The 20,765-nt window shown below is 74.0% G+C and carries 17 protein-coding genes; 16 read left to right on the top strand and 1 reads right to left on the bottom strand.

Going from position 1 to position 20,765, the window contains the following annotated elements; translation table 11 throughout:
• Positions 1-48 precede the first annotated feature (48 nt).
• From MXD57_RS11235 to MXD57_RS11200, 8 genes are all read left to right on the top strand, one after another.
• Positions 49-1,170, top strand: a complete 1,122-nt coding sequence (locus MXD57_RS11235) for a quinone-dependent dihydroorotate dehydrogenase (RefSeq protein ID WP_250401217.1) — start codon at positions 49-51, stop codon at positions 1,168-1,170.
• Positions 1,167-2,012, top strand: coding sequence for an orotidine-5'-phosphate decarboxylase (gene pyrF, locus MXD57_RS11230; RefSeq protein WP_250401216.1), 846 nt, complete (start codon positions 1,167-1,169; stop codon positions 2,010-2,012). Before MXD57_RS11235 ends, pyrF begins: the two co-directional genes overlap by 4 nt.
• 299 nt (positions 2,013-2,311) lie before the next feature.
• Positions 2,312-2,635, top strand: a complete 324-nt coding sequence (locus MXD57_RS11225; protein WP_003977346.1) for an integration host factor — start codon at positions 2,312-2,314, stop codon at positions 2,633-2,635.
• A 60-nt stretch (positions 2,636-2,695) separates the two neighbouring features.
• On the top strand, positions 2,696-3,289 hold the full coding sequence (gene gmk, locus MXD57_RS11220) for a guanylate kinase (RefSeq protein ID WP_250401215.1): 594 nt from the start codon (positions 2,696-2,698) through the stop codon (positions 3,287-3,289).
• A gap of 74 nt (positions 3,290-3,363) precedes the next feature.
• On the top strand, positions 3,364-3,636 hold the full coding sequence (rpoZ, locus tag MXD57_RS11215; RefSeq protein WP_005319902.1) for a DNA-directed RNA polymerase subunit omega: 273 nt from the start codon (positions 3,364-3,366) through the stop codon (positions 3,634-3,636).
• A gap of 142 nt (positions 3,637-3,778) precedes the next feature.
• Positions 3,779-4,981 carry a bifunctional phosphopantothenoylcysteine decarboxylase/phosphopantothenate--cysteine ligase CoaBC gene (gene coaBC, locus MXD57_RS11210; RefSeq protein ID WP_250401315.1) on the top strand — a complete coding sequence of 401 codons (1,203 nt, stop codon included), beginning with the start codon at positions 3,779-3,781 and terminating at the stop codon, positions 4,979-4,981.
• 294 nt (positions 4,982-5,275) lie between these two features.
• Positions 5,276-6,484: a methionine adenosyltransferase gene (gene metK / locus MXD57_RS11205; RefSeq protein WP_250401214.1), complete on the top strand. Its 1,209-nt coding sequence runs from the start codon at positions 5,276-5,278 to the stop codon at positions 6,482-6,484.
• Positions 6,485-6,630: 146 nt separating this feature from the next.
• Positions 6,631-8,778 (top strand): primosomal protein N', encoded by a 2,148-nt coding sequence (locus MXD57_RS11200; protein WP_250401213.1) that lies wholly within the window; start codon positions 6,631-6,633, stop codon positions 8,776-8,778.
• A 105-nt stretch (positions 8,779-8,883) separates the two neighbouring features.
• On the opposite strand, the gene MXD57_RS11195 is transcribed toward MXD57_RS11200, so the two are convergent.
• Positions 8,884-9,432: a hypothetical protein gene (locus tag MXD57_RS11195; protein WP_250401212.1), complete on the bottom strand. Its 549-nt coding sequence runs from the start codon at positions 9,430-9,432 to the stop codon at positions 8,884-8,886.
• A 267-nt stretch (positions 9,433-9,699) separates the two neighbouring features.
• Between MXD57_RS11195 and fmt the strand changes: the two genes are divergently transcribed.
• The 8 genes from fmt to MXD57_RS11155 all read left to right on the top strand — a co-directional run.
• A complete protein-coding gene (gene fmt, locus MXD57_RS11190; RefSeq protein WP_250401211.1) occupies positions 9,700-10,632 on the top strand; it encodes a methionyl-tRNA formyltransferase in 933 nt (310 codons plus the stop codon).
• A 79-nt stretch (positions 10,633-10,711) separates the two neighbouring features.
• Positions 10,712-12,130, top strand: a complete 1,419-nt coding sequence (locus MXD57_RS11185) for an RsmB/NOP family class I SAM-dependent RNA methyltransferase (RefSeq protein WP_250401210.1) — start codon at positions 10,712-10,714, stop codon at positions 12,128-12,130.
• 124 nt (positions 12,131-12,254) lie between these two features.
• Positions 12,255-12,941, top strand: a complete 687-nt coding sequence (gene rpe, locus MXD57_RS11180; protein ID WP_250401209.1) for a ribulose-phosphate 3-epimerase — start codon at positions 12,255-12,257, stop codon at positions 12,939-12,941.
• A gap of 90 nt (positions 12,942-13,031) precedes the next feature.
• Positions 13,032-14,075 carry a sugar-binding transcriptional regulator gene (locus MXD57_RS11175; protein WP_250401208.1) on the top strand — a complete coding sequence of 348 codons (1,044 nt, stop codon included), beginning with the start codon at positions 13,032-13,034 and terminating at the stop codon, positions 14,073-14,075.
• Between the two features lie 654 nt (positions 14,076-14,729).
• Positions 14,730-16,172 carry a GuaB1 family IMP dehydrogenase-related protein gene (locus tag MXD57_RS11170; protein WP_250401207.1) on the top strand — a complete coding sequence of 481 codons (1,443 nt, stop codon included), beginning with the start codon at positions 14,730-14,732 and terminating at the stop codon, positions 16,170-16,172.
• A gap of 419 nt (positions 16,173-16,591) precedes the next feature.
• On the top strand, positions 16,592-18,079 hold the full coding sequence (locus tag MXD57_RS11165) for an amino acid permease (RefSeq protein ID WP_250401206.1): 1,488 nt from the start codon (positions 16,592-16,594) through the stop codon (positions 18,077-18,079).
• Positions 18,080-18,106: 27 nt separating this feature from the next.
• Positions 18,107-18,559: an Lrp/AsnC family transcriptional regulator gene (locus tag MXD57_RS11160; protein ID WP_199209773.1), complete on the top strand. Its 453-nt coding sequence runs from the start codon at positions 18,107-18,109 to the stop codon at positions 18,557-18,559.
• A gap of 178 nt (positions 18,560-18,737) precedes the next feature.
• Positions 18,738-20,765: nitrate- and nitrite sensing domain-containing protein (locus MXD57_RS11155; RefSeq protein WP_250401205.1), on the top strand; the 2,028-nt coding region annotated here is incomplete at its 3' end.

The following is a 20,765-nucleotide window of genomic DNA, read 5'->3' as shown; positions in this document are numbered from 1 at the left end:
CGAGGAGGGGGACACCGGAAACGGTGTCCCCCTCTTCGTGAGGACACCATGTACAAGATCTTCTTCAACCTCGTCTTCCAGCGGATGGATCCCGAGCAGGCCCACCACCTGGCCTTCCGCTGGATCCGGCTCGCGGTCCGCGTCCCGGTGCTGCGCACCTTCGTCGCGGCCGCCCTCGCGCCCCGCCACAAGGAGCTGCGCACCGAGGCCCTCGGGCTGCGGATGCACGGTCCGTTCGGGCTCGCGGCGGGCTTCGACAAGAACGCCGTCGCCATCGACGGCATGTCCATGCTGGGCTTCGACCACGTCGAGATCGGCACGGTCACCGGTGAACCGCAGCCGGGCAACCCCAAGAAGCGGCTCTTCCGGCTCGTGGGCGACCGCGCGCTGATCAACCGCATGGGCTTCAACAACGACGGTTCACTGGCCGTGGCGGCCCGTCTCGCCGCCCGCGAGCCGGTGTTCCGGACCGTGGTCGGCGTCAACATCGGCAAGACCAAGGTCGTCCCGGAGGCGGAGGCCGTCGGCGACTACGTGAAGTCGGCCGAGCGCCTCGCCCCGTACGCGGACTACCTGGTCGTCAACGTCTCCTCGCCGAACACGCCCGGCCTGCGCGACCTCCAGGCGACCGAGGCACTGCGCCCGCTGCTCGGCGCGGTGCGCGGGGCCGCCGACCGCGTGGTCCCGGACCGGCGCGTCCCGCTGCTGGTGAAGATCGCTCCCGACCTCGCGGACGAGGACGTCGACGCCGTCGCCGACCTCGCGGTGGAACTCGGCCTCGACGGCATCATCGCCACCAACACCACGATCGCGCGCGAAGGCCTCGGCCTGACCTCCGCGCCGTCGCTGGTGAAGGAGGCCGGCGGCCTCTCCGGCGCGCCGCTGAAGGCGCGCTCGCTCGAGGTGCTGCGCCGCCTGTACGCCCGCGTGGGGGACCGGATCACGCTCGTGGGCGTCGGCGGCGTCGAGACCGCCGAGGACGCCTGGCGGCGCATCCTGGCCGGTGCCACGTTGGTGCAGGGCTACAGCGCCTTCGTCTACGAGGGCCCGTTCTGGTCCCGCGCGATCCACAAGGGCCTCGCCGCGCGCCTGCGGACCAGCCCGTACGCCACCCTCGCCGACGCGGTCGGCGCCGATGTGAGGAACGACGACGTGAGGAGCGACGCATGACCGTTCTGGAGCCGTTCGGCGCGCGCCTGCGCCGCGCGATGGACGAGCGCGGCCCGCTGTGCGTCGGCATCGACCCGCACGCCTCCCTGCTCGCGGCGTGGGGCCTGGCGGACGACGTGGCCGGTCTGGAGCGGTTCAGCCGCACCGTCGTCGAGGCGGTGGCCGGCCGGGTCGCCGTCGTGAAACCGCAGAGCGCGTTCTTCGAGCGGTTCGGCTCGCGCGGCGTCGCCGTGCTGGAGCGGACGGTCCAGGAGGCACGCGCGGCCGGCGCCCTGGTCGTGATGGACGCCAAGCGCGGCGACATCGGCTCGACCATGGCCGGGTACGCCGAGGCCTACCTGCACCAGGACTCCCCGCTGTTCTCCGACGCGCTGACCGTCTCGCCGTACCTCGGCTACGGCTCGCTCAGCCCTGCCGTGGCGCTGGCCAGGCAGAGCGGCACCGGGCTGTTCGTGCTGGCGCTGACCTCCAACCCGGAGGGACCGGAGGTCCAGCACGCGGTCCGCGCCGACGGGCGCGACGTGGGCGCGACCATGCTGGCCCACCTGGCCGCCGAGAACGCCGGCGAGGAGCCGCTGGGCTCGTTCGGCGCCGTCGTCGGCGCCACCGTCGGCGACCTGTCCTCGTACGACCTCGACGTCAACGGCCCGCTCCTGGCGCCCGGCGTCGGGGCGCAGGGGGCCACGGCGGCGGACCTTCCCCGCGTCTTCGGGGCGGCGGTGCGCAACGTGGTGCCCAACGTCAGCCGGGGTGTGCTGCGCCAGGGGCCCGACGTCGCGGCGCTGCGCTCGGCCACGGAGCGCTTCGCGGAGGAGATCCGGACCGCCGTCGCGGGCGGCTGAGCTGCCGGGAGGGCGTTTCGGCGCGCGGCGGGCGTCGCCCTGAGCGCGAATACATCCTCAAATCGAGGGCATTATGTCTGAAATATCCGTCCTGACGGCGGCTGACCTGTACTTTTCCGCTGTTCTCGCTGACTCTGGCGGACTTGCCCGCTAGTCTCCGAGCAGTGGGGGCACCTCCCGCGCCTCCGCAGGTAGTGGGGGAGAACGGGCAGCGTGTTGCTCGTGGCTCCCCAGGTGTGGGGCGACTAGGTTCCTCACCGGTCCGTATCCGACAGTTCGACATCCGAGGTGACGTAGGCGTGGCTCTTCCGCCCCTTACCCCTGAACAGCGCGCAGCCGCGCTCGAAAAGGCCGCCGCGGCTCGCCGGGAGCGGGCCGAGGTCAAGAATCGACTCAAGCACTCCGGCGCCTCCCTGCACGAGGTCATCAAGCAGGGTCAGGAGAACGACGTCATCGGCAAGATGAAGGTCTCCGCCCTGCTCGAGTCCCTGCCGGGCGTGGGCAAGGTCCGCGCCAAGCAGATCATGGAGCGTCTGGGCATCTCCGAGAGCCGTCGCGTGCGCGGTCTCGGCTCCAACCAGATCGCCTCCCTGGAGCGTGAGTTCGGCAGCACCGGCTCCTGAGCCCGGCCCCCGCCGGACCGGGAGTCCCGGGCACTCCGGGATTGCTGGAATAATCGCTGCATGGCTGTAACACCCCGGGGGACGACCCCCGTGCCCCCGGACGCACGTCCGCGGCTGACCGTGCTCTCCGGCCCCTCAGGGGTCGGCAAGAGCACGGTCGTCGCCCATATGCGCAAGGAACATCCCGAGGTCTGGCTCTCGGTCTCCGCGACCACCCGCAAGCCGCGCCCCGGCGAGCAGCACGGAGTCCACTACTTCTTCGTCACCGACGACGAGATGGACAAGCTGATCGCCAACGGCGAGCTGCTGGAATGGGCCGAGTTCGCCGGCAACCGCTACGGCACGCCCCGCGGGGCCGTGCAGGACCGGCTGGAGAAGGGCGAGCCCGTGCTGCTGGAGATCGACCTCCAGGGCGCCCGGCAGGTCCGCGAGTCGATGTCCGACGCCCAGCTCGTGTTCCTGGCCCCGCCCTCCTGGGAGGAGCTGGTGCGCAGGCTGACCGGCCGGGGGACCGAACCGCCCGAGGTCATCGAGCGGCGCCTGGACGCCGCGAAGACCGAGCTGGCCGCGGAGCCGGAGTTCGACGAGACCCTGGTCAACACCTCCGTCGAGGACGTGGCCCGCGAGCTGCTAGCCTTGATGGACGTTGTGTGATCGTGACCGCAGCACCCAGGTGCACGCGGCCCCTCGCACCGACTGATTCTTTCCCATCCATCGGAAGGTAGAGCGTGTCCTCTTCCATCACCGCGCCCGAGGGCATCATCAACCCGCCGATCGACGAGCTGCTCGAGGCCACCGACTCGAAGTACAGCCTCGTGATCTACGCGGCCAAGCGGGCCCGCCAGATCAACGCGTACTACTCGCAGCTCGGCGAGGGCCTGCTCGAGTACGTCGGTCCGCTCGTCGACACCCACGTCCACGAGAAGCCGCTGTCGATCGCCCTGCGCGAGATCAACGCCGGTCTGCTGACCTCGGAGGCCATCGAGGGCCCCGCCCAGTAGCACCGCGCGGTAGTACTTTCAGATCGCGGTTGACCCATCCACGGGCCCGGCAGTCACTCCCCCGGAGGGGATGCCCTGCCGGGCCCGTGGTGTGTGATGGATCCGTACGTCGCCGCGTAGGTTGCCGAGCCCGGGAGAGATGGTGGACAAGCCTAGGGTCGTTCTGGGGGTCAGTGGCGGCATCGCCGCGTACAAGGCCTGCGAGCTGCTGAGGAGGTTCTCGGAGTCGGGTCACGACGTACACGTGGTGCCCACCGCCTCCGCGCTGCACTTCGTCGGCGCGGCCACCTGGTCCGCCCTCTCCGGCAACCCGGTCTCCACGGAGGTCTGGGACCGCGTCGAGGAGGTGCCGCACGTCCGCATCGGCCAGCACGCCGACCTGGTCGTGGTGGCCCCCGCCACCGCCGACATGCTCGCCAAGGCCGCCCACGGCCTCGCGGACGACCTGCTGACCAACACCCTGCTCACCGCCCGCTGCCCGGTGGTGTTCGCGCCCGCCATGCACACGGAGATGTGGGAGCACCCCGCCACCCAGGAGAACGTGGCGACCCTGCGCCGCCGCGGCGCCGTCGTCGTCGAGCCCGCGGTGGGCCGGCTGACCGGGGCCGACACCGGCAAGGGCCGGCTGCCCGATCCGGTGGAGATCTTCGAGGTGTGCCGCCGGGTCCTGGCCCGGGGCGTCCAGGCCCCCGACCTCCAGGGGCGGCACGTCGTCGTCTCGGCCGGCGGCACCCGCGAGCCCCTCGACCCGGTCCGCTTCCTGGGCAACCGCTCCTCCGGCAAGCAGGGCTACGCCCTGGCCCGCACGGCCGCGGCCCGCGGCGCCCGGGTCACGCTGATCGCCGCCAACACCGCACTGCCCGACCCGGCGGGCGTCGACGTCGTCCCGGTGGGCACCGCGGTCCAGCTCCGTGAGGCGGTCCTGAAGGCCGCCGCCGACGCCGACGCCGTGGTGATGGCCGCCGCCGTGGCCGACTTCCGCCCCGCCGTCTACGTGGCCGGGAAGATCAAGAAGAAGGACGACCAGGAGCCCGCCCCGGTCGCCCTGGTGCGGAATCCGGACATCCTCGCCGAGATCTCGGCCGAGCGCGCCCGGCCCGCCCAGATCGTCGTCGGCTTCGCCGCGGAGACCGACGACGTGCTCGCCAACGGCCGGGCCAAGCTCGCCCGGAAGGGCTGCGACCTCCTCGTCGTCAACGAGGTGGGGGAGCGCAGGACCTTCGGTTCGGAGGAGAACGAGGCCGTGGTGCTGGGCGCCGACGGCAGCGAGACCCCCGTGCCGCACGGACCCAAGGAGGCCCTCGCGGACGTCGTCTGGGACCTGGTGGCCGCCCGTCTCGGCTGACCCGGCCGCCGCCGTTGCGCCGTCCGGGCGTGGCCCGGTTCGGCCGTCCGGGCCGATTTCGTCCCGCCGCGCGACGTCGGTTTTCAGCCAGACAATGTCGCGTGGCGGGCCTGGTCAAGGCCGCCGGGCATTGTGCAGAATGCCCGTGCCGCAGGTCACAGCGCTCCCGAGAGGCGAGACACGTGGGCCGGCGGCCGAGTGCGACCGATAAACTGTTCGCGGACGACGTCGGGCGCAGCCCCCGCGTGGTCCGCCAATGATCAGACAGCAGCCGCTGCAACCCCAGGGAGCGTTGTGTCCCGTCGCCTGTTCACCTCGGAGTCCGTGACCGAGGGTCACCCCGACAAGATCGCTGACCAGATCAGCGACACCATTCTCGACGCGCTGCTGCGGGAGGACCCCTCCTCGCGTGTCGCCGTCGAGACGCTGATCACCACCGGCCTGGTGCACGTGGCCGGCGAGGTGACGACCAAGGCCTACGCGGACATCGCGACCCTGGTCCGCAACAAGATCCTCGAGATCGGCTACGACTCCTCGAAGAAGGGCTTCGACGGAGCCTCCTGCGGCGTCTCGGTGTCGATCGGCGCGCAGTCCCCGGACATCGCGCAGGGCGTCGACACGGCCTACGAGTCCCGGGTCGAGGGCGACGAGGACGAGCTCGACAAGCAGGGCGCCGGCGACCAGGGCCTGATGTTCGGCTACGCCTCGGACGAGACGCCGACGCTGATGCCGCTGCCGGTCTTCCTGGCGCACCGCCTGTCGAAGCGGCTCTCCGAGGTCCGCAAGAACGGCACCATCCCCTACCTGCGCCCCGACGGCAAGACGCAGGTCACCATCGAGTACGACGGCGACAAGGCCGTCCGCCTCGACACGGTCGTGGTCTCCTCCCAGCACGCCTCCGACATCGACCTCGAGTCGCTGCTCGCCCCCGACATCCGTGAGTTCGTCGTCGAGCCCGAGCTGAAGGCCCTGCTGGAGGACGGCATCAAGCTGGACACCGAGGGCTACCGGCTGCTGGTCAACCCGACCGGCCGTTTCGAGATCGGCGGCCCCATGGGCGACGCCGGCCTGACCGGCCGCAAGATCATCATCGACACCTACGGCGGCATGGCCCGCCACGGCGGCGGTGCCTTCTCCGGCAAGGACCCGTCCAAGGTCGACCGCTCCGCCGCCTACGCCATGCGCTGGGTCGCCAAGAACGTCGTGGCGGCGGGCCTGGCCTCCCGCTGCGAGGTCCAGGTCGCCTACGCCATCGGCAAGGCCGAGCCGGTGGGTCTGTTCGTGGAGACCTTCGGCACCGCCAAGATCGACCACGAGAGGATCGAGAAGGCGATCGACGAGGTCTTCGACCTCCGTCCGGCCGCCATCATCCGCGACCTCGACCTGCTCCGCCCGATCTACGCCCAGACCGCCGCGTACGGCCACTTCGGCCGTGAGCTGCCCGACTTCACCTGGGAGCGCACGGACCGCGTGGACGCCCTGCGCGAGGCCGCGGGCCTGTAGCCCGCACCGCGCGTCCCACCGGGGCCCGGCCTCCCTTCGGGGGCCGGGCCCCGGTGCGTCTCCGGCGCCCCCGCACCACCCCGTCCCCGCCCCCGGGATCCCGCTCGGGGCGCCGGCTGTCGGTGGCGTTTGGTAAGAATGCAGGCGTGAGCAGCGAGAACGGTGTGGGGGGCGGCGGGGCCGAGGGGGCGCCGCCGGAGCAGCTCGCGCTCATCCGGGAGGGCGTGCGGGGGGCCAGGGTCCCCCGGGCCAAGCCGCGGACCTGGCGGGGCGCCGCGCTGGCGGGGGAGCGGCCCGTGGCGCGCGTGCTCGTCGACAAGGGCGTACTGCACCTGGACCGGTACTTCGACTACGCGGTGCCCGAGGAACTGGACGCCGAGGCACAGCCCGGGGTCAGGGTCCGGGTGCGGTTCGGGGCCGGGCGGGGGCGCGTGCGGGAGGGCCGGCGCGAGGGCGGCGGGCTCATCGACGGGTTCATCGTCGAGCGGCGGGCCGAGTCCGACTACTCGGGGCCGCTGGCCGCCCTGGCCCAGGTGGTGTCGCCCGAGCCCGTACTGAGCGAGGAGCTGCTGCAGCTCGCCCGGGCCGTCGCCGACCGCTACGCGGGGAGCCTCGCCGATGTGCTGCAGCTCGCCGTGCCGCCGCGCAGCGCGCGCGCCGAGCGGCGGCCGTCGCCCGCCCCGCTGCCCTCGCCACCGGCGCCGGAGCCGGGTTCCTGGGCGCGCTACGGGCACGGGGCCGCCTTTCTCGAGTCGCTGGCCGCCGGCGCCTCCCCGCGAGCCGTGTGGAACGCCCTGCCGGGGCCGCTGTGGGCCGAGGAACTGGCCCGCGCGGTCGCCGCAACGCTCGCCTCGGGACGCGGCGCGCTCGTCGTCGTACCGGACGGGCGGGCCGCCGCGCGCGTCGACGCCGCGCTGACCGCGCTGCTCGGCGAGGGCCGCCACGTGCAGCTCACCGCCGACGCCGGCCCCGAGAAGCGGTACGCGCAGTGGCTCGCGGTGCGGCGCGGGTCCGTGCGCGCCGTCGTCGGCACCCGGGCGGCGATGTTCGCCCCGGTGCGGGACCTGGGGCTGGTGGCCGTCTGGGACGACGGGGACGGCAGCCACGGCGAGCCGCACGCCCCGCAGCCGCACGCCCGGGACGTGCTGCTGCTGCGCGCCACACTCGACAGATGCGCCTTCCTGCTCGGTGCCTGGAGCTGCACGGTCGAGGCGGCCCAGCTCGTCGAGAGCGGGTGGGCGCGGCCCCTGGCCGCCGGCCGGGACCAGGTACGGGGGGCCGCCCCCCTCGTGCGCACGGTCGGGGACGACGATCTCGCCCGCGACGAGGCCGCCCGCGCCGCCCGGCTGCCCACGCTCGCCTGGCAGGTGGTGCGGGAGGGGCTGCGGCACGGCCCGGTGCTGGTGCAGGTGCCCCGGCGCGGTTACGTGCCGCGCATGGCCTGCGCGCAGTGCCGGGCACCCGCCCGGTGCCGGCACTGCGCAGGCCCGCTGGAGGCCCGGGACGCCGGTGCGCCGCGATGCGGCTGGTGCGGGCGGGAGGAGGGGGCCTGGCACTGCCCGGAGTGCGGGAGCCCCAGGCTGCGGGCCCAGGTCGTGGGGGCGCGCCGGACCGCCGAGGAGCTGGGGCGGGCCTTCCCCGCCGTGCCGGTGCGCACCTCGGGGCGCGAGCACGTGCTGGACACGGTGCCGGACGCGCCCGCGCTGGTGGTGAGCACCCCCGGGGCCGAGCCCGTCGCCGAGGCCGGCTACGCGGCGGCCCTGCTGCTGGACGGCTGGGCCATGCTCGGCCGGCCCGATCTGCGGGCCGGCGAGGACGCGCTGCGCCGTTGGATCGCCGCCGGCGCGCTCGTCCGCCCGCAGGCCGAGCGAGGGACCGTGGTCGTGGTGGCCGAGCCGACCCTGCGTCCCGTGCAGGCGCTGGTGCGCTGGGACCCCGTGGGACACGCGGTGCGGGAGCTGGCCGAGCGGGCCGAGCTGGGCTTCCCCCCGGTGTCCCGGATGGCGGCCGTGTCCGGGACGGCGGAGGCGGTCGCCGAGTTCCTCGGCACCGTCGAACTGCCCGCGGACGCCGAGGTGCTCGGGCCGGTGCCGGTGCCCCCCACGCTGCCCGGCCGGCCCCGCAGGCCGGGCGCGCCGCCACCCGGTGAGCACTGGGAACGGGCGCTGATACGGGTGCCACCGGGCAGCGGGGCCGCGCTGGCCGCCGTCCTGAAGACGGCTCAGGCCGCCCGGATGGCGCGGGGGAGCGAGGAGCCGGTGCGCGTGCGGATCGACCCTCCGGACATCGGCTGAGGGCCCGGCCGCCCGGCCCGGGAGTGGCCCCTGCCGTCCCCGGGCGCGCGTCTGCCCTCCCGGTGTTCCGGGAGGGCGGGGACGAGGTCGGGCCGGCCGGCGCGCTCAGCCGTTGCGCGGGCCCGGGAAGGCCGTCGTCCGGGCGTCGTCGCGCAGCGTCGGGCTGCCCGCGGTCGGCTGCGTCGGCATCGAGCGGGCCGCGGGCACGGTCGGCACCGCGGGGGCGGGCACGGGGGAGTTCACGTCGAGTGTGCGGGTGCCGGACGGCTCCGTGGCCCGCTCGTTCTCGGCGGCCGCCTGCGCCGCGGCCCGGCGGGCGCCGTAACGGCGGTGCACCGCCTGCTTGGTGACCCCGAGGGCCGAGCCCACCGCGTCCCAGGAGAAGCCCAGCGAGCGGTCGAAGTCCACGGCGGCGGTCACCAGCGTCTCGACGCTGTCCCGGAGTTCCTGGGCGAGGCGGACCGTGGGGGCGGGGGCGCGTCCGTAGACGACGAACCCCGTGGACGGGCCGGAACGGCGCGGACGGTAGACGTTGCCCAACTGGGCGGTGAGCGTGCGCAGTGCGTCCACCTGCCGGCGGACCCGCTCGATGTCCCGCACCAGCAAGTGCAGGCTGGCCCGGGCCTGGGCGTCGTGAGTTGCGTGGTCGGCCATGAACAAGCCTCTCCAACCGGCGTTGAAAGGAACTGGGCCGCTGACGCGGTCCGGTGGGGTCAACTCTCTCTTGACCAACGCGTGGAAGCCCCCCTGGTCACGGGGTGGGGGCGTGCGGACACGCGCGTACGCCCGTTCGTCACCCGCGCACCACCGGCGCGGCCCGTCGCCGTCGGCGGCCGCGGGTCCGTGGAGCGGGTGGCCCGGCCGGGTCATAGACTGGTGCGCTGCCCGCCCGACCCCCGCCCGAGAGGCCCGATCCCGCCCATGAAGCTCGTCTTCGCCGGTACCCCCGAGGTCGCCGTTCCCGCCCTGGACGCTCTCCTCGCCTCCGGGCGGCACGAGGTGGCCGCCGTCGTCACACGGCCCGACGCGCCGGCCGGGCGAGGGCGCAGGCTGGTCGCGTCCCCCGTGGCCGAACGGGCGGCGGAGGCGGGCGTCGAGGTGCTGAAGCCGGCCAAGCCGCGCGACCCCGAGTTCCTGGAACGGCTGCGGGAGATCGCCCCGGACTGCTGCCCCGTGGTCGCCTACGGCGCCCTGCTGCCCCGGGTCGCCCTGGACATCCCCGCGCACGGCTGGGTCAACCTGCACTTCTCCCTGCTGCCCGCCTGGCGCGGGGCCGCGCCCGTGCAGCACGCCCTCATGGCGGGCGACGAGATCACCGGGGCCTCCACCTTCCTCATCGAGGAGGGGCTCGACTCCGGGCCGGTGTACGGCACCGTCACCGAGCAGGTCCGTCCCACCGACACCAGCGGCGACCTGCTCACCCGGCTCGCCTTCGCCGGCGCGGGGCTGCTGGCCGCCACCATGGACGGCATCGCGGACGGCACCCTGAAGGCCGTAGCGCAGCCGGCGGAGGGCGTCACGCTCGCCCCCAAGATCACCGTCGAGGACGCCCGGGTGGACTGGGCGGCGCCGGCGCTGCGCGTCGACCGGGTGGTGCGCGGCTGCACGCCCGCGCCCGGCGCCTGGACCGTGTTCCGCGGTGAGCGGCTCAAGCTCGTGCAGGTGACGCCCGTGCCCGAGCGCACCGGCCTCGCCCCGGGACAGCTCGCGGCAGGCAAGAACAGCGTGCACGTGGGCACCGGGTCGTACGCCGTCGAGCTGCTGTGGGTGCAGGCGCAGGGCAAGAAGCCGATGCGGGCCGCCGACTGGGCCCGCGGGGCGCGCATCGCGGACGAGGAGACGCTCGGGGGCTGAACCCCGCGCGGCGGGGGCGCGGCCGCGGCGACGTACGCTGGGACCGCACCCCCCCCTTCACATCCGGAGCACCTTTTTCGTGAGCGAGCAGTCCCAGCGGCCGCGTCGGCCCGCCAAGCCCTACCGCCGTCCCCAGAAGGACCCCGTCCGCATCCTGGCCTTCGACGCGCTGCGCGCGGTGGACGAACGGGACGCGTACGCCAACCTGGTGCTGCCGCCACTGCTGCGCAAGGCCCGAGAGAAGGGCGGCTTCGACGCGCGGGACGCCGCTCTCGCCACCGAGCTGGTGTACGGGACGCTGCGCAGGCAGGGCACCTACGACGCCGTCATCGCCGCCTGCGTGGACCGGCCGCTGCGCGAGGTCGACCCGCCGGTGCTCGACGTGCTCAGCCTGGGCGTGCACCAGCTCCTCGGGACCCGGATCCCCACCCACGCCGCCGTGTCCGCCTCGGTGGAGCTGGCACGGGTGGTGCTCGGTGACGGGCGAGCCAAGTTCGTCAACGCGGTGCTGAGGAGAGTGGCCCAGAACGATCTCGACGGGTGGATCGAGAAGGTCGCGCCGCCCTACGACGAGGACCCCGAGGACCACCTCGCCGTCGTGCACTCGCACCCCCGCTGGGTCGTCTCCGCGCTGTGGGACTCCCTCGGCGGCGGCCGGGCCGGCATCGAGGAGCTGCTGGCGGCCGACAACGAGCGGCCCGAGGTCACGCTGGTGGCGCGGCCGGGCCGGGCCACCACCGAGGAACTGCTGAGCGAGGACGCCGCCGTGCCGGGCCGCTGGTCGCCGTACGCCGTGCGGCTGGCCGAGGGCGGCGAGCCGGGCGCGGTGCGGGCCGTGCACGAGGGCCGGGCCGGGGTGCAGGACGAGGGCAGCCAGCTCGTCGCCCTCGCGCTCGCGAACGCTCCGCTCGACGGCCCCGACGCCACCTGGCTCGACGGCTGCGCCGGTCCCGGCGGCAAGGCCGCGCTGCTGGCCGCGCTCGCCGCGCAACGCGGGGCCGCGCTGCTGGCCGCCGAGAAGCAGCCGCACCGGGCAGGTCTGGTGGCCAAGGCCCTCCAGGGCAACCCGGGTCCGTACCAGGTCGTCACCGCCGACGGGACCCGGCCGCCGTGGCGGGCCGGTTCCTTCGACCGGGTCCTGATGGACGTGCCCTGCACCGGGCTCGGCGCCCTGCGCCGGCGCCCCGAGGCACGCTGGCGGCGCCGCCCGGAGGACCTGGACACCTTCGGACCGCTGCAGCGCGCCCTGCTGCGCACCGCGCTGGACTCGGTGCGGGTCGGCGGGGTCGTCGGCTACGCCACCTGCTCCCCGCATCTCGCCGAGACCCGGGCGGTCCTCGCCGACGTGCTCAAGCAGCGCCCGGACACCGAGCTGGTCGACGCCCGCCCCCTGCTGCCCGGCGTCCCGGCGCTCGGCGAGGGGCCCGACGTGCAGCTCTGGCCGCACCTGCACGGCACCGACGCGATGTACCTGGCCCTGATCCGCCGCACCGGTTGAGACCGGCCCGCGTTCCCGGGGGAGGCCCGGCCGCGGGCCGCCGGCCCCCACCGGTGCGCGGCCGTGACGGCACCGCGACGGACCGCCGTCACAGCCGGGCGCGGCGGCATGGCAGGCTTGGGTCATGGCCGCGCAGATCAACCCCAGCATTCTGTCCGCCGACTTCGCCCGCCTCGCGGACGAGGCCAAGGCGGTCGAGGGAGCCGACTGGCTCCATGTCGACGTGATGGACAACCATTTCGTCCCGAACCTCACGCTCGGTGTGCCGGTCGTGGAGTCCCTCGCCCGGGCCACGGGCACCCCGCTGGACTGCCATCTGATGATCGAGGACCCCGATCGCTGGGCACCGCGGTACGTCGAGGCGGGGGCCTCGTCGGTCACCTTCCACGTGGAGGCTGCCGCCGCGCCGGTGCGGCTCGCCCGGGAGATCCGCGCCAAGGGTGCCCGCGCCGCCATGGCGCTGAAGCCCGCGACGCCGATCGAGCCGTACGAGGACCTGCTGCCGGAACTCGACATGCTGCTGATCATGACGGTTGAACCGGGCTTCGGCGGGCAGGCCTTCCTCGACATCATGCTGCCGAAGATCCGCCGTACCCGGGAGCTGATCGGCAAGCACGGTCTCCAGCTGTGGCTGCAGGTCGACGGCGGAGTGTCGGCCTCGACGATCGAGCGGTGCGCGGACGCGGGCGCGGACGTGTTCGTGGCCGGCTCGGCCGTCTACGGGGCCGACGACCCGGCGGAGGCGGTGCGGGCGCTGCGCGCCCAGGCGGATTCCGCGACCGCCGGGGCGTCCTGGGCATGCGGCCACTGAGCCACGGCTGCGTGAACGCTTGAGTGAACGCCGCCCGTGTGGGCGGATCAGTCGCGCCGGATCTGCAAGGATGAACGGCGAATCCAGAGTGTGAACAGAAGTGAGGAGATCGCCGTGTCGGGTATGTCGGCGGGCCGGTCAGCCATGCGGATGGGACCCGCTGAGCTGGTGCAGGCGGCGGCCATGGCCCGCCGCTTCTACCTCGAGGGCAAGTCCAAGATCCAGATCGCGGAGGAGTTCGGCGTCAGCCGCTTCAAAGTGGCCCGGGTCCTGGAGACGGCCCTCGAACGGGATCTCGTGCGTATCGAGATCCGTGTGCCGGCCGAGCTGGACGCCGAGCGCTCCGACGCGCTCCGCGCCCGCTACGGCCTGAGGCACGCCGTCGTGGTCGAGTCCCCGGCCGAGGCCGAGGAGACCCCCGACCCCGAGAACCTCGGCGAGGTCGCCGCCGACCTGCTCGGCGAGCTCGTCAACGAGGGGGATGTGCTCGGGCTGGCCTGGGGCCGGTCGACCATTCACATGGCGGCCGCGCTCGACCGGCTGCCGCCGTGCACGGTGGTGCAGCTCACGGGCGTGTACGACGCCGGGACGTCCGAGCGGGGCTCGGTGGAGGCCGTGCGCCGTGCCGCGCAGGTGTCGGGCGGTGACGCCCATCCCATCTACGCGCCGATGCTGCTGCCGGACGCGGCCACGGCGGCCGCGCTGCGCAACCAGACGGGGATCGCCCGGGCCTTCGAGTACTTCGACAAGGTCACGGTCGCCTGTGTCTCCATCGGCTCCTGGGAGCCCGGTATCTCCACGGTGCACGACATGCTCAGCGACGAGGAGCGCGCGCACTACGCCTCGCTCGGGGTCGCCGCCGAGATGGCCGCCCATCTGTTCGACGCCGAGGGGCGCCGGATCGGGCGGGACCTGGGGGAGCGGTGCATCACGGTCAAGGCCGACCAGCTCCGCCGCGTCCCGGAGGTCGTGGCGATCGCCGGCGGGCAGCGCAAGGCCTCCGCGATCGACGCGGTGCTGCGCTCGGGGCTGGTCACCAGCCTGGTCACGGACACCTCGGCCGCCGACCACCTGATGGCGGCCGGGCCGGCGCCGAAGCCCGCGCTCGGCCGCACGGACCCCGACGGGCACTGACGGCCCGGCCCGGGCCGGGCCCAGGCGGGCCCGGCGTAGCCGCGTCGGGTGCGTCGGGTGCGTCGGGTGCGTCGGGTGCTTCGGGTGCGGACGTGACGGGACACCCGTCACGGCACCGGCGGCGTGCCGCCGCCGCGCTCCGTCCCCCGGGCGTCCCCCGGTGTCCCTCCGACTCCTGCCGGGCGGTGCGGGGATGACGCGGGACCCGGCGGGCCGCCGTCGACCTCGACGGGGTCACGGCCGGGGCGGGCCTGCCGGACCGCACCGCCCGGGCCCCGGTGGCTGCCTCCCCGGTGCGGCCGCACCGGGGACGCGCCGGCGGCCCCCTGTCCGAAGGCGCCGTCCGGCCCGGGGCCGCTGCCGAAGGGCGGCTGCCGGTCGTCGTGCGGGGCCGGCGGGAGTACGCCCCGGCGAACCCCGAGGAGTGGCTGACCGGGCAGGACGTGTGCGAGGAGGCCGCGGACCGCGCCCCGGACCGGCGTCGTCCCGGGCCCGGAGGGCTCCTTGGAGGATCCTCCCAGCAGCCTTCCGGCGGGCCTGGAGGTTCTGTGGGGGCGTGACGGGCCGACCGTCATGGGACAATGAAGTACGTGCTCTTTTTCCCCTGGCGCACCCGTCGGGGGGTCACCTCTGATCGACTGGGATGTGCGGCACGTGCGTTTCCTCAATGACATCCAGCCCGCGTACGACCTGACGTACGACGACGTGTTCATGGTGCCGAGCCGCTCCGCGGTGGGTTCGCGTCAGGGCGTGGACCTCGGCTCGCCGGACGGCACGGGCACCACCGTCCCGCTCGTCGTCGCCAACATGACCGCCGTCGCCGGCCGCCGCATGGCCGAGACGGTCGCCCGGCGCGGCGGCCTCGTGGTCATCCCGCAGGACATTCCGATCGACGTGGTCACCGACGTCGTCTCCTGGGTCAAGAGCCGCCACCTGGTGCTGGACACCCCGATCGTGCTGGCACCGCACCAGACCGTCGCCGACGCCCTGGCCCTGCTGCCCAAGCGCGCGCACAACGCCGGCGTCGTCGTCGACGAGGAGCAGCGGCCGGTCGGCATCGTCACCGACGCGGACCTCAGCGGCGTCGACCGCTTCACCCAGCTCGAAGTGGTGATGTCCAAGGACCTGCTGCTGCTGGACGCCGGCATCGACCCGCGCGAGGCCTTCAACACCCTCGACACGCACAACCGCCGCTACGCCCCGGCCGTGGACGAGGACGGCCGGCTCGCCGGCATCCTGACCCGCAAGGGCGCCCTGCGCGCCACGCTGTACACCCCGGCCGTGGACTCCCGCGGCAGGCTGCGCGTCGCCGCCGCCGTCGGCATCAACGGCGATGTGGCCGGCAAGGCCAAGCAGCTCCTCGACGCGGGCGTGGACACGCTTGTCATCGACACCGCGCACGGCCACCAGGAGTCGATGATCAGCGCGATCAAGGTGGTGCGCGCCCTCGACCCGCACGTGCCGATCGTGGCGGGCAACATCGTCTCCGCCGAGGGCGTCAAGGACCTGATCGACGCCGGCGCGGACATCATCAAGGTCGGTGTGGGCCCCGGCGCGATGTGCACGACCCGGATGATGACCGGCGTGGGCCGGCCGCAGTTCTCCGCCGTCCTGGAATGCGCCGCCGAGGCGAGGAAGTACGGCAAGCACGTGTGGGCCGACGGCGGTGTGCGGCACCCGCGCGACGTGGCCATGGCCCTCGCGGCCGGCGCGTCCAACGTGATGGTCGGTTCCTGGTTCGCGGGCACCTACGAGTCGCCCGGCGACCTCCAGCAGGACGCGAACGGCCGCCTCTACAAGGAGTCGTTCGGCATGGCGTCCGCGCGCGCGGTGCGCAACCGCACCTCGGAGGAGTCGGCCTACGACCGCGCCCGCAAGGCCCTGTTCGAGGAGGGCATCTCCACCTCCCGCATGTTCCTCGACCCGGCCCGCCCGGGCGTCGAGGACCTGATCGACTCGATCATCGCGGGCGTGCGCTCCTCCTGCACCTACGCCGGCGCCGGCTCCCTGGAGGAGTTCGCCGAGAAGGCCGTCGTCGGCATCCAGAGCGCCGCCGGCTACGCCGAGGGCAAGCCGCTGCACGCGAGCTGGAACTGACACGCCGGCCTCACCGGCCCCTTCCGCCCATCGGCACCCCTTCCACCGACGGCCCCCGCCGGTCCCGCTCCCGGGACCGGCGGGGGCCGTCGGCGTCCCCGCGGCGGGAGCGCCGGCCGGGTGCGGACCCTCGCGCACCCGGCCGGCGCGCGGGAGCCGGAGAAAGGGTGGGAAAAGGGACCCGCGGGGCCGCCGTGCAACGGTTCGCGGTCCCGGCGCAACAAAAGGGCACCGGGCCCCGATCAACGCAATGATCATGCGGGCATGCGCAAGCCTGCGTCATTACGCTCGCGAAGCCGTGCCTCATAGGGTGCTGCGCTGTAGGTGGCGTGGCGGGGACTCCGCTCGGCGGGTTCCTGCCCTGACGGGCTTCCGCCGGTCCTCGTCCGTCGTGACCGGCAGCGATAAGGAGCCAGCGCGTGCTCGACCAAGGCGCACCCCCGCAGGACCAGAGAACGGCCGCCCCGGCGTCCCCGGGCGTCGCCGGGCGCCTCATGCGTCGCAAGCCGGTGGAACGCCTGGTCGCCGAGGGGGGCCAGGGTGAGGGAGGGACGCTGCGGCGGTCCCTCGGGCTGTGGCAGCTCACCATGATCAGCATCGGTGCCACCCTCGGCACCGGCATCTTCGTCGTCCTCGGCGAGGCCGTCCCGAAGGCCGGGCCGGCCGTCACCCTGTCCTTCGTGATCGCCGGGCTCACCGCGCTGTTCTCGGCCCTGTCCTACGCCGAGCTGGCGGGCACCATCCCGGTCGCCGGATCCTCGTACTCGTACGCATACGCAACCATGGGTGAACTGATCGCCTGGGTCTGCGGCTGGTGCCTGCTCCTGGAGTACGGCGTCTCGGTCGCCGCCGTCGCCGTCGGCTGGGGCGAGTACCTCAACGAACTGCTCGACGGCACCATCGGCGTCACCATCCCGGACGCCCTGTCCGCCCCGCCCGGCGCCGGCGGCGTCTTCAACCTGCCCGCCCTGATCGTCGTGCTCCTCGCGATGGCGTTCCTGCTCGGCGGCGCCAAGGAGTCCGCGCGCGCCAACACGATCATGGTGTGCGTGAAGATCGCCGCCCTGGTCCTGTTCTGCGCCATCGGCTTCACGGGGTTCAGGTCCGGCAACTACGCGCACTTCATGCCGCTCGGCATGGCGGGTGTCAGCGCGGCCGGCGCCACGCTGTTCTTCTCGTACATCGGCTTCGACGCCGCGTCCACCGCCGGTGAGGAGGCGAAGGACGCGCAGCGGGACCTGCCGCGCGCGATCATGCTGTCCCTCGTCATCGTGACCACCCTGTACGTCCTGGTCGCGGCCGTCGCCGTCGGCGCGCGGCCCTGGCGCCGCTTCGACGACTCCGAGGCCGCGCTCGCCCAGATCATGAGGGACGTCACCGGGCAGAGCTTCTGGGCCACCCTGCTGGCGTTCTGTGCCGTCATCGCCATCGCGAGCGTCGTGCTGACCGTGCTCTACGGCCAGACCCGCATCCTCTTCGCCATGTCCCGCGACGGGCTGGTGCCCAAGGTCTTCGCCCGGGTCCACCCGAAGACCGGCGCGCCCCGCGCCAACACGGTGATCGTCTCGGTGTTCTGCGGCGTCCTCGCCGCCGCCGTCCCGCTGGGCCAACTGGCCGACGCCACCAGCATCGGCACGCTGTTCGCGTTCGCTCTGGTCAACGTGGCCGTGGTGGTGCTGCGCCGGACTCGCCCGGACATGCCGCGCACCTTCCGGGTCCCGCTGTCCCCGGTGCTGCCCGCGCTGGGCTTCGCCTTCTGCGCCTGGATGATGGGCAGCCTGTCCGCCGTCACCTGGGTGGTCTTCGGTGTCTGGATGGCGGTCGGGCTCGTGTTCTACTTCGGGTACGGCTACCGCCGCTCCCGTCTCGCCACCGCCGAGGGCGCCGCGGTGGCGACGGAGAAGTGACCGACCCGGAGAAATGAACCACCCCTCGTGCTGAACGATCTCGACGAACGCATCGTGCACGCCCTCGCCGAGGACGCGCGCCGCTCCTACGCGGACATCGGGCAGCTCGTCGGCCTGTCCGCGCCCGCCGTCAAGCGGCGCGTGGACCGGCTGCGGGCCACCGGAGCCATCACCGGGTTCACGGTCCGGGTGGACCCGGCGGCGCTCGGCTGGGAGACCGAGGGGTTCGTCGAGATCTACTGCCGGCGCAACACCTCGCCGGAGACCATCCAGCGGGGCCTGGAGCGCTACCAGGAGGTTGTGGCCGCGTCGACCGTCACCGGTGACGCGGACGCGATCGTCCAGGTCTTCGCCTCCGACATGCGCCACTTCGAACGCGTCCTGGAACGCATCGCGGGCGAGCCCTTCGTGGAGCGGACCAAGTCCGTGCTGGTGCTGTCGCCGCTGCTGCGCCGCTTCTCCTCGGGGGCTCCGGGGTAGGGCCCGTCGCCGGGCCCGGGGGGCCGCCGCCCCGCTCCCATGGTGGTCATCATCCGGGCACGTTCCGGCGGCGCCCGAGGCGACCCGGAGTTACCGCAGGTCACCATTGCGGTCCGAAGGGGCATCCCGTAGGTTGTGCCGGACTTTGTACTGACTGGTAACACCGGGCAGGTATCCCATGCGCTGGCCCGTCGGCCGTCCCACCACCGTCCGCGCGCGGATCGTGGCGCTCGCCCTCGCCCCGGCCGTCGCGCTGATGGGCCTGTGGAGCTTCACCATGGTGTCCGTCACGTCGGAACTGCGCGCCCTCCTGCGGCTCCAAGCGGTGTACGAGGACTTCGGCACCCCGGTGGACACCGCGGTCGGTCAGATCCAGATCGAGCGCCGGATGTCCGCGGCCTACCTGGGCGCCCGCCTCGACCCGGCCGCCGCCGGTGACCTGCTCGAACAGCAGCGCCGCACCGACCGGGCCGTCGAGGCCATGCGGCGGGCCGTCCGCGACGGCGACCGCGGCCGGCTCACCGGCCGGCAGCGGCGGGCCGTGGACGCCATGGTCGCCGCCACCGGGAAGCTGGAGGGCCTGCGCGAGCGCGTACTGACCCGCCGGGTCACCTGGGACCGGGCCGTCGGGGAGTACGGCGAACTCGTCGAGCCCGGCTTCGACGTCCAGTCCACGCTCACCGCCCTCCAGGCCGGACAGCTCGCCAGGGAAGCGCAGGTCGTCGTCGAGCTGGTGCGGGTGCGGGAGTTCGTGTCCCGGGAGGACGCCCTGGTCGCCGGGGCCCGAGCGGCGGGCACGCTCACCGACCGGCAGTACGACGCCCTGACCGCGACCATCGAGGACCGGCGGGTCTTCGAGCGGACGTACGTACCGGACCTGCCCGCCGACTCGCGGCGTCTGTTCGAGGAGTTCCAGCGCACCGAGCCGCACCGCTCGCTGGAGCACGGTGAGGACGCGCTGCTGCGGGCCGGCGCCGCGGGGGCCGGGCGGGCCGTCGCGGCGGACACCTGGCGGTCGACCACCGACCGGGCCGTCACGCGCTACATGCTGCTGTGCACGCGCTCCGCCGAGAACTCCGCCGCGCGGGGCCGGGCCTTCGCGTACCACGAGCTGACGAAGGCCGCCGTCGTCGGAGCGGTCGGGCTGGCGGCCGTGGCGCTGTCGCTGTGGCTCGCGGTGCGCGGCGCACGGCGCCTCTCCCGCCGCCTGGAGGCACTCCGGGACGCGGCCGACGTCCTCGCCGCGCGCCAACTCCCCGACGTCATGCGGCGACTGAGCGCGGGTGAGGACGTGGACGCGCTCGCCGAGGCGCCCCCGCTCGCCGCCGACGAGGTGCACCACGACGAGATCGGCCAGGTCGGGCGCTCCTTCAACACCGCTCGCCTTGCCGCCGTGGAGGCCGCCGTCAGACAGGCCGGCCTGCGCCGGGGCCTGTTCGCGGTGCTGCTCACCATCGCGCGGCGCAACCAGGCACTCGTGCACCGGCAGCTCAAGCTCGTCGACACGCTGGAGCGGCGGACCGACGACCCGGAGATCCTGAGCCAGCTCTTCCGCATCGACCACCTGACCACCCGGATGCGCCGGCACGCGGAGAGCCTGATCATCCTCTCCGGCGCGGCGCCCGGCCGCCGCTGGCGCCGGCCCGTGCCCGTGGCGGACGTGGTCGCCTCGGCGGTGAGCGAGATCGAGGACTACACGCGCGTGGCGGTGCCGCCGATGCCCGAGGCGGCCATCGCGGCCGACGCGGTCGCCGGCGTCGTACACCTCCTCGCCGAGCTGCTGGAGAACGCGACGGTGTTCTCGCCGCCGCACACCCGGGTCACGCTGCGGCCCGGGCGGGTCGGCGGCGGGTTCGTACTGGAGATCGACGACCGCGGGCTCGGTCTCGACGCCGAGCAGCACGCGGAGGCCCACCGCACCCTCACCGATCCCGACGCCTTCGACCCCACCCGGCACGACCGCCTCGGCCTGTACGTCGTCGGCCGCCTCGCCGCCCGGCACGGCATCGGGGTGACCCTCAAGGACTCGCCCTACGGTGGGACGACGGCGGTGGTGCTGCTGCCTCCGGCGGTGCTGGCGGACGCGGAACCGGGAGAGAGGCGGGCACCGGTCCCCGCAGGCAGGCCCGCCCCGCAGCCGCCCCCGGGCGCGGTCCCGGCACCGCAGCCGACGCCGCGGACCGCGACCCCCCTCGGACCGGTGCCC

Source organism: Streptomyces cellostaticus (assembly GCF_023630175.1).
GTDB lineage: Bacteria > Actinomycetota > Actinomycetes > Streptomycetales > Streptomycetaceae > Streptomyces > Streptomyces cellostaticus_A.
Note: the sequence above shows the minus strand (reverse complement) of the source record. Positions and strands in the feature narration are given on the sequence as shown.

What these genes read in the sequence shown, in the direction of transcription:
- MXD57_RS11235 (WP_250401217.1), top strand. Translation starts at nt 49, where the DNA reads ATGTACAAGATCTTCTTCAACCTCGTCTTCCAGCGGATGGATCCCGAG.
- pyrF (WP_250401216.1), top strand. Translation starts at nt 1,167, where the DNA reads ATGACCGTTCTGGAGCCGTTCGGCGCGCGCCTGCGCCGCGCGATGGAC.
- gmk (WP_250401215.1), top strand. Translation starts at nt 2,696, where the DNA reads ATGGCTGTAACACCCCGGGGGACGACCCCCGTGCCCCCGGACGCACGT.
- MXD57_RS11195 (WP_250401212.1), bottom strand. Translation starts at nt 9,432, where the DNA reads ATGGCCGACCACGCAACTCACGACGCCCAGGCCCGGGCCAGCCTGCAC.
- fmt (WP_250401211.1), top strand. Translation starts at nt 9,700, where the DNA reads ATGAAGCTCGTCTTCGCCGGTACCCCCGAGGTCGCCGTTCCCGCCCTG.
- rpe (WP_250401209.1), top strand. Translation starts at nt 12,255, where the DNA reads ATGGCCGCGCAGATCAACCCCAGCATTCTGTCCGCCGACTTCGCCCGC.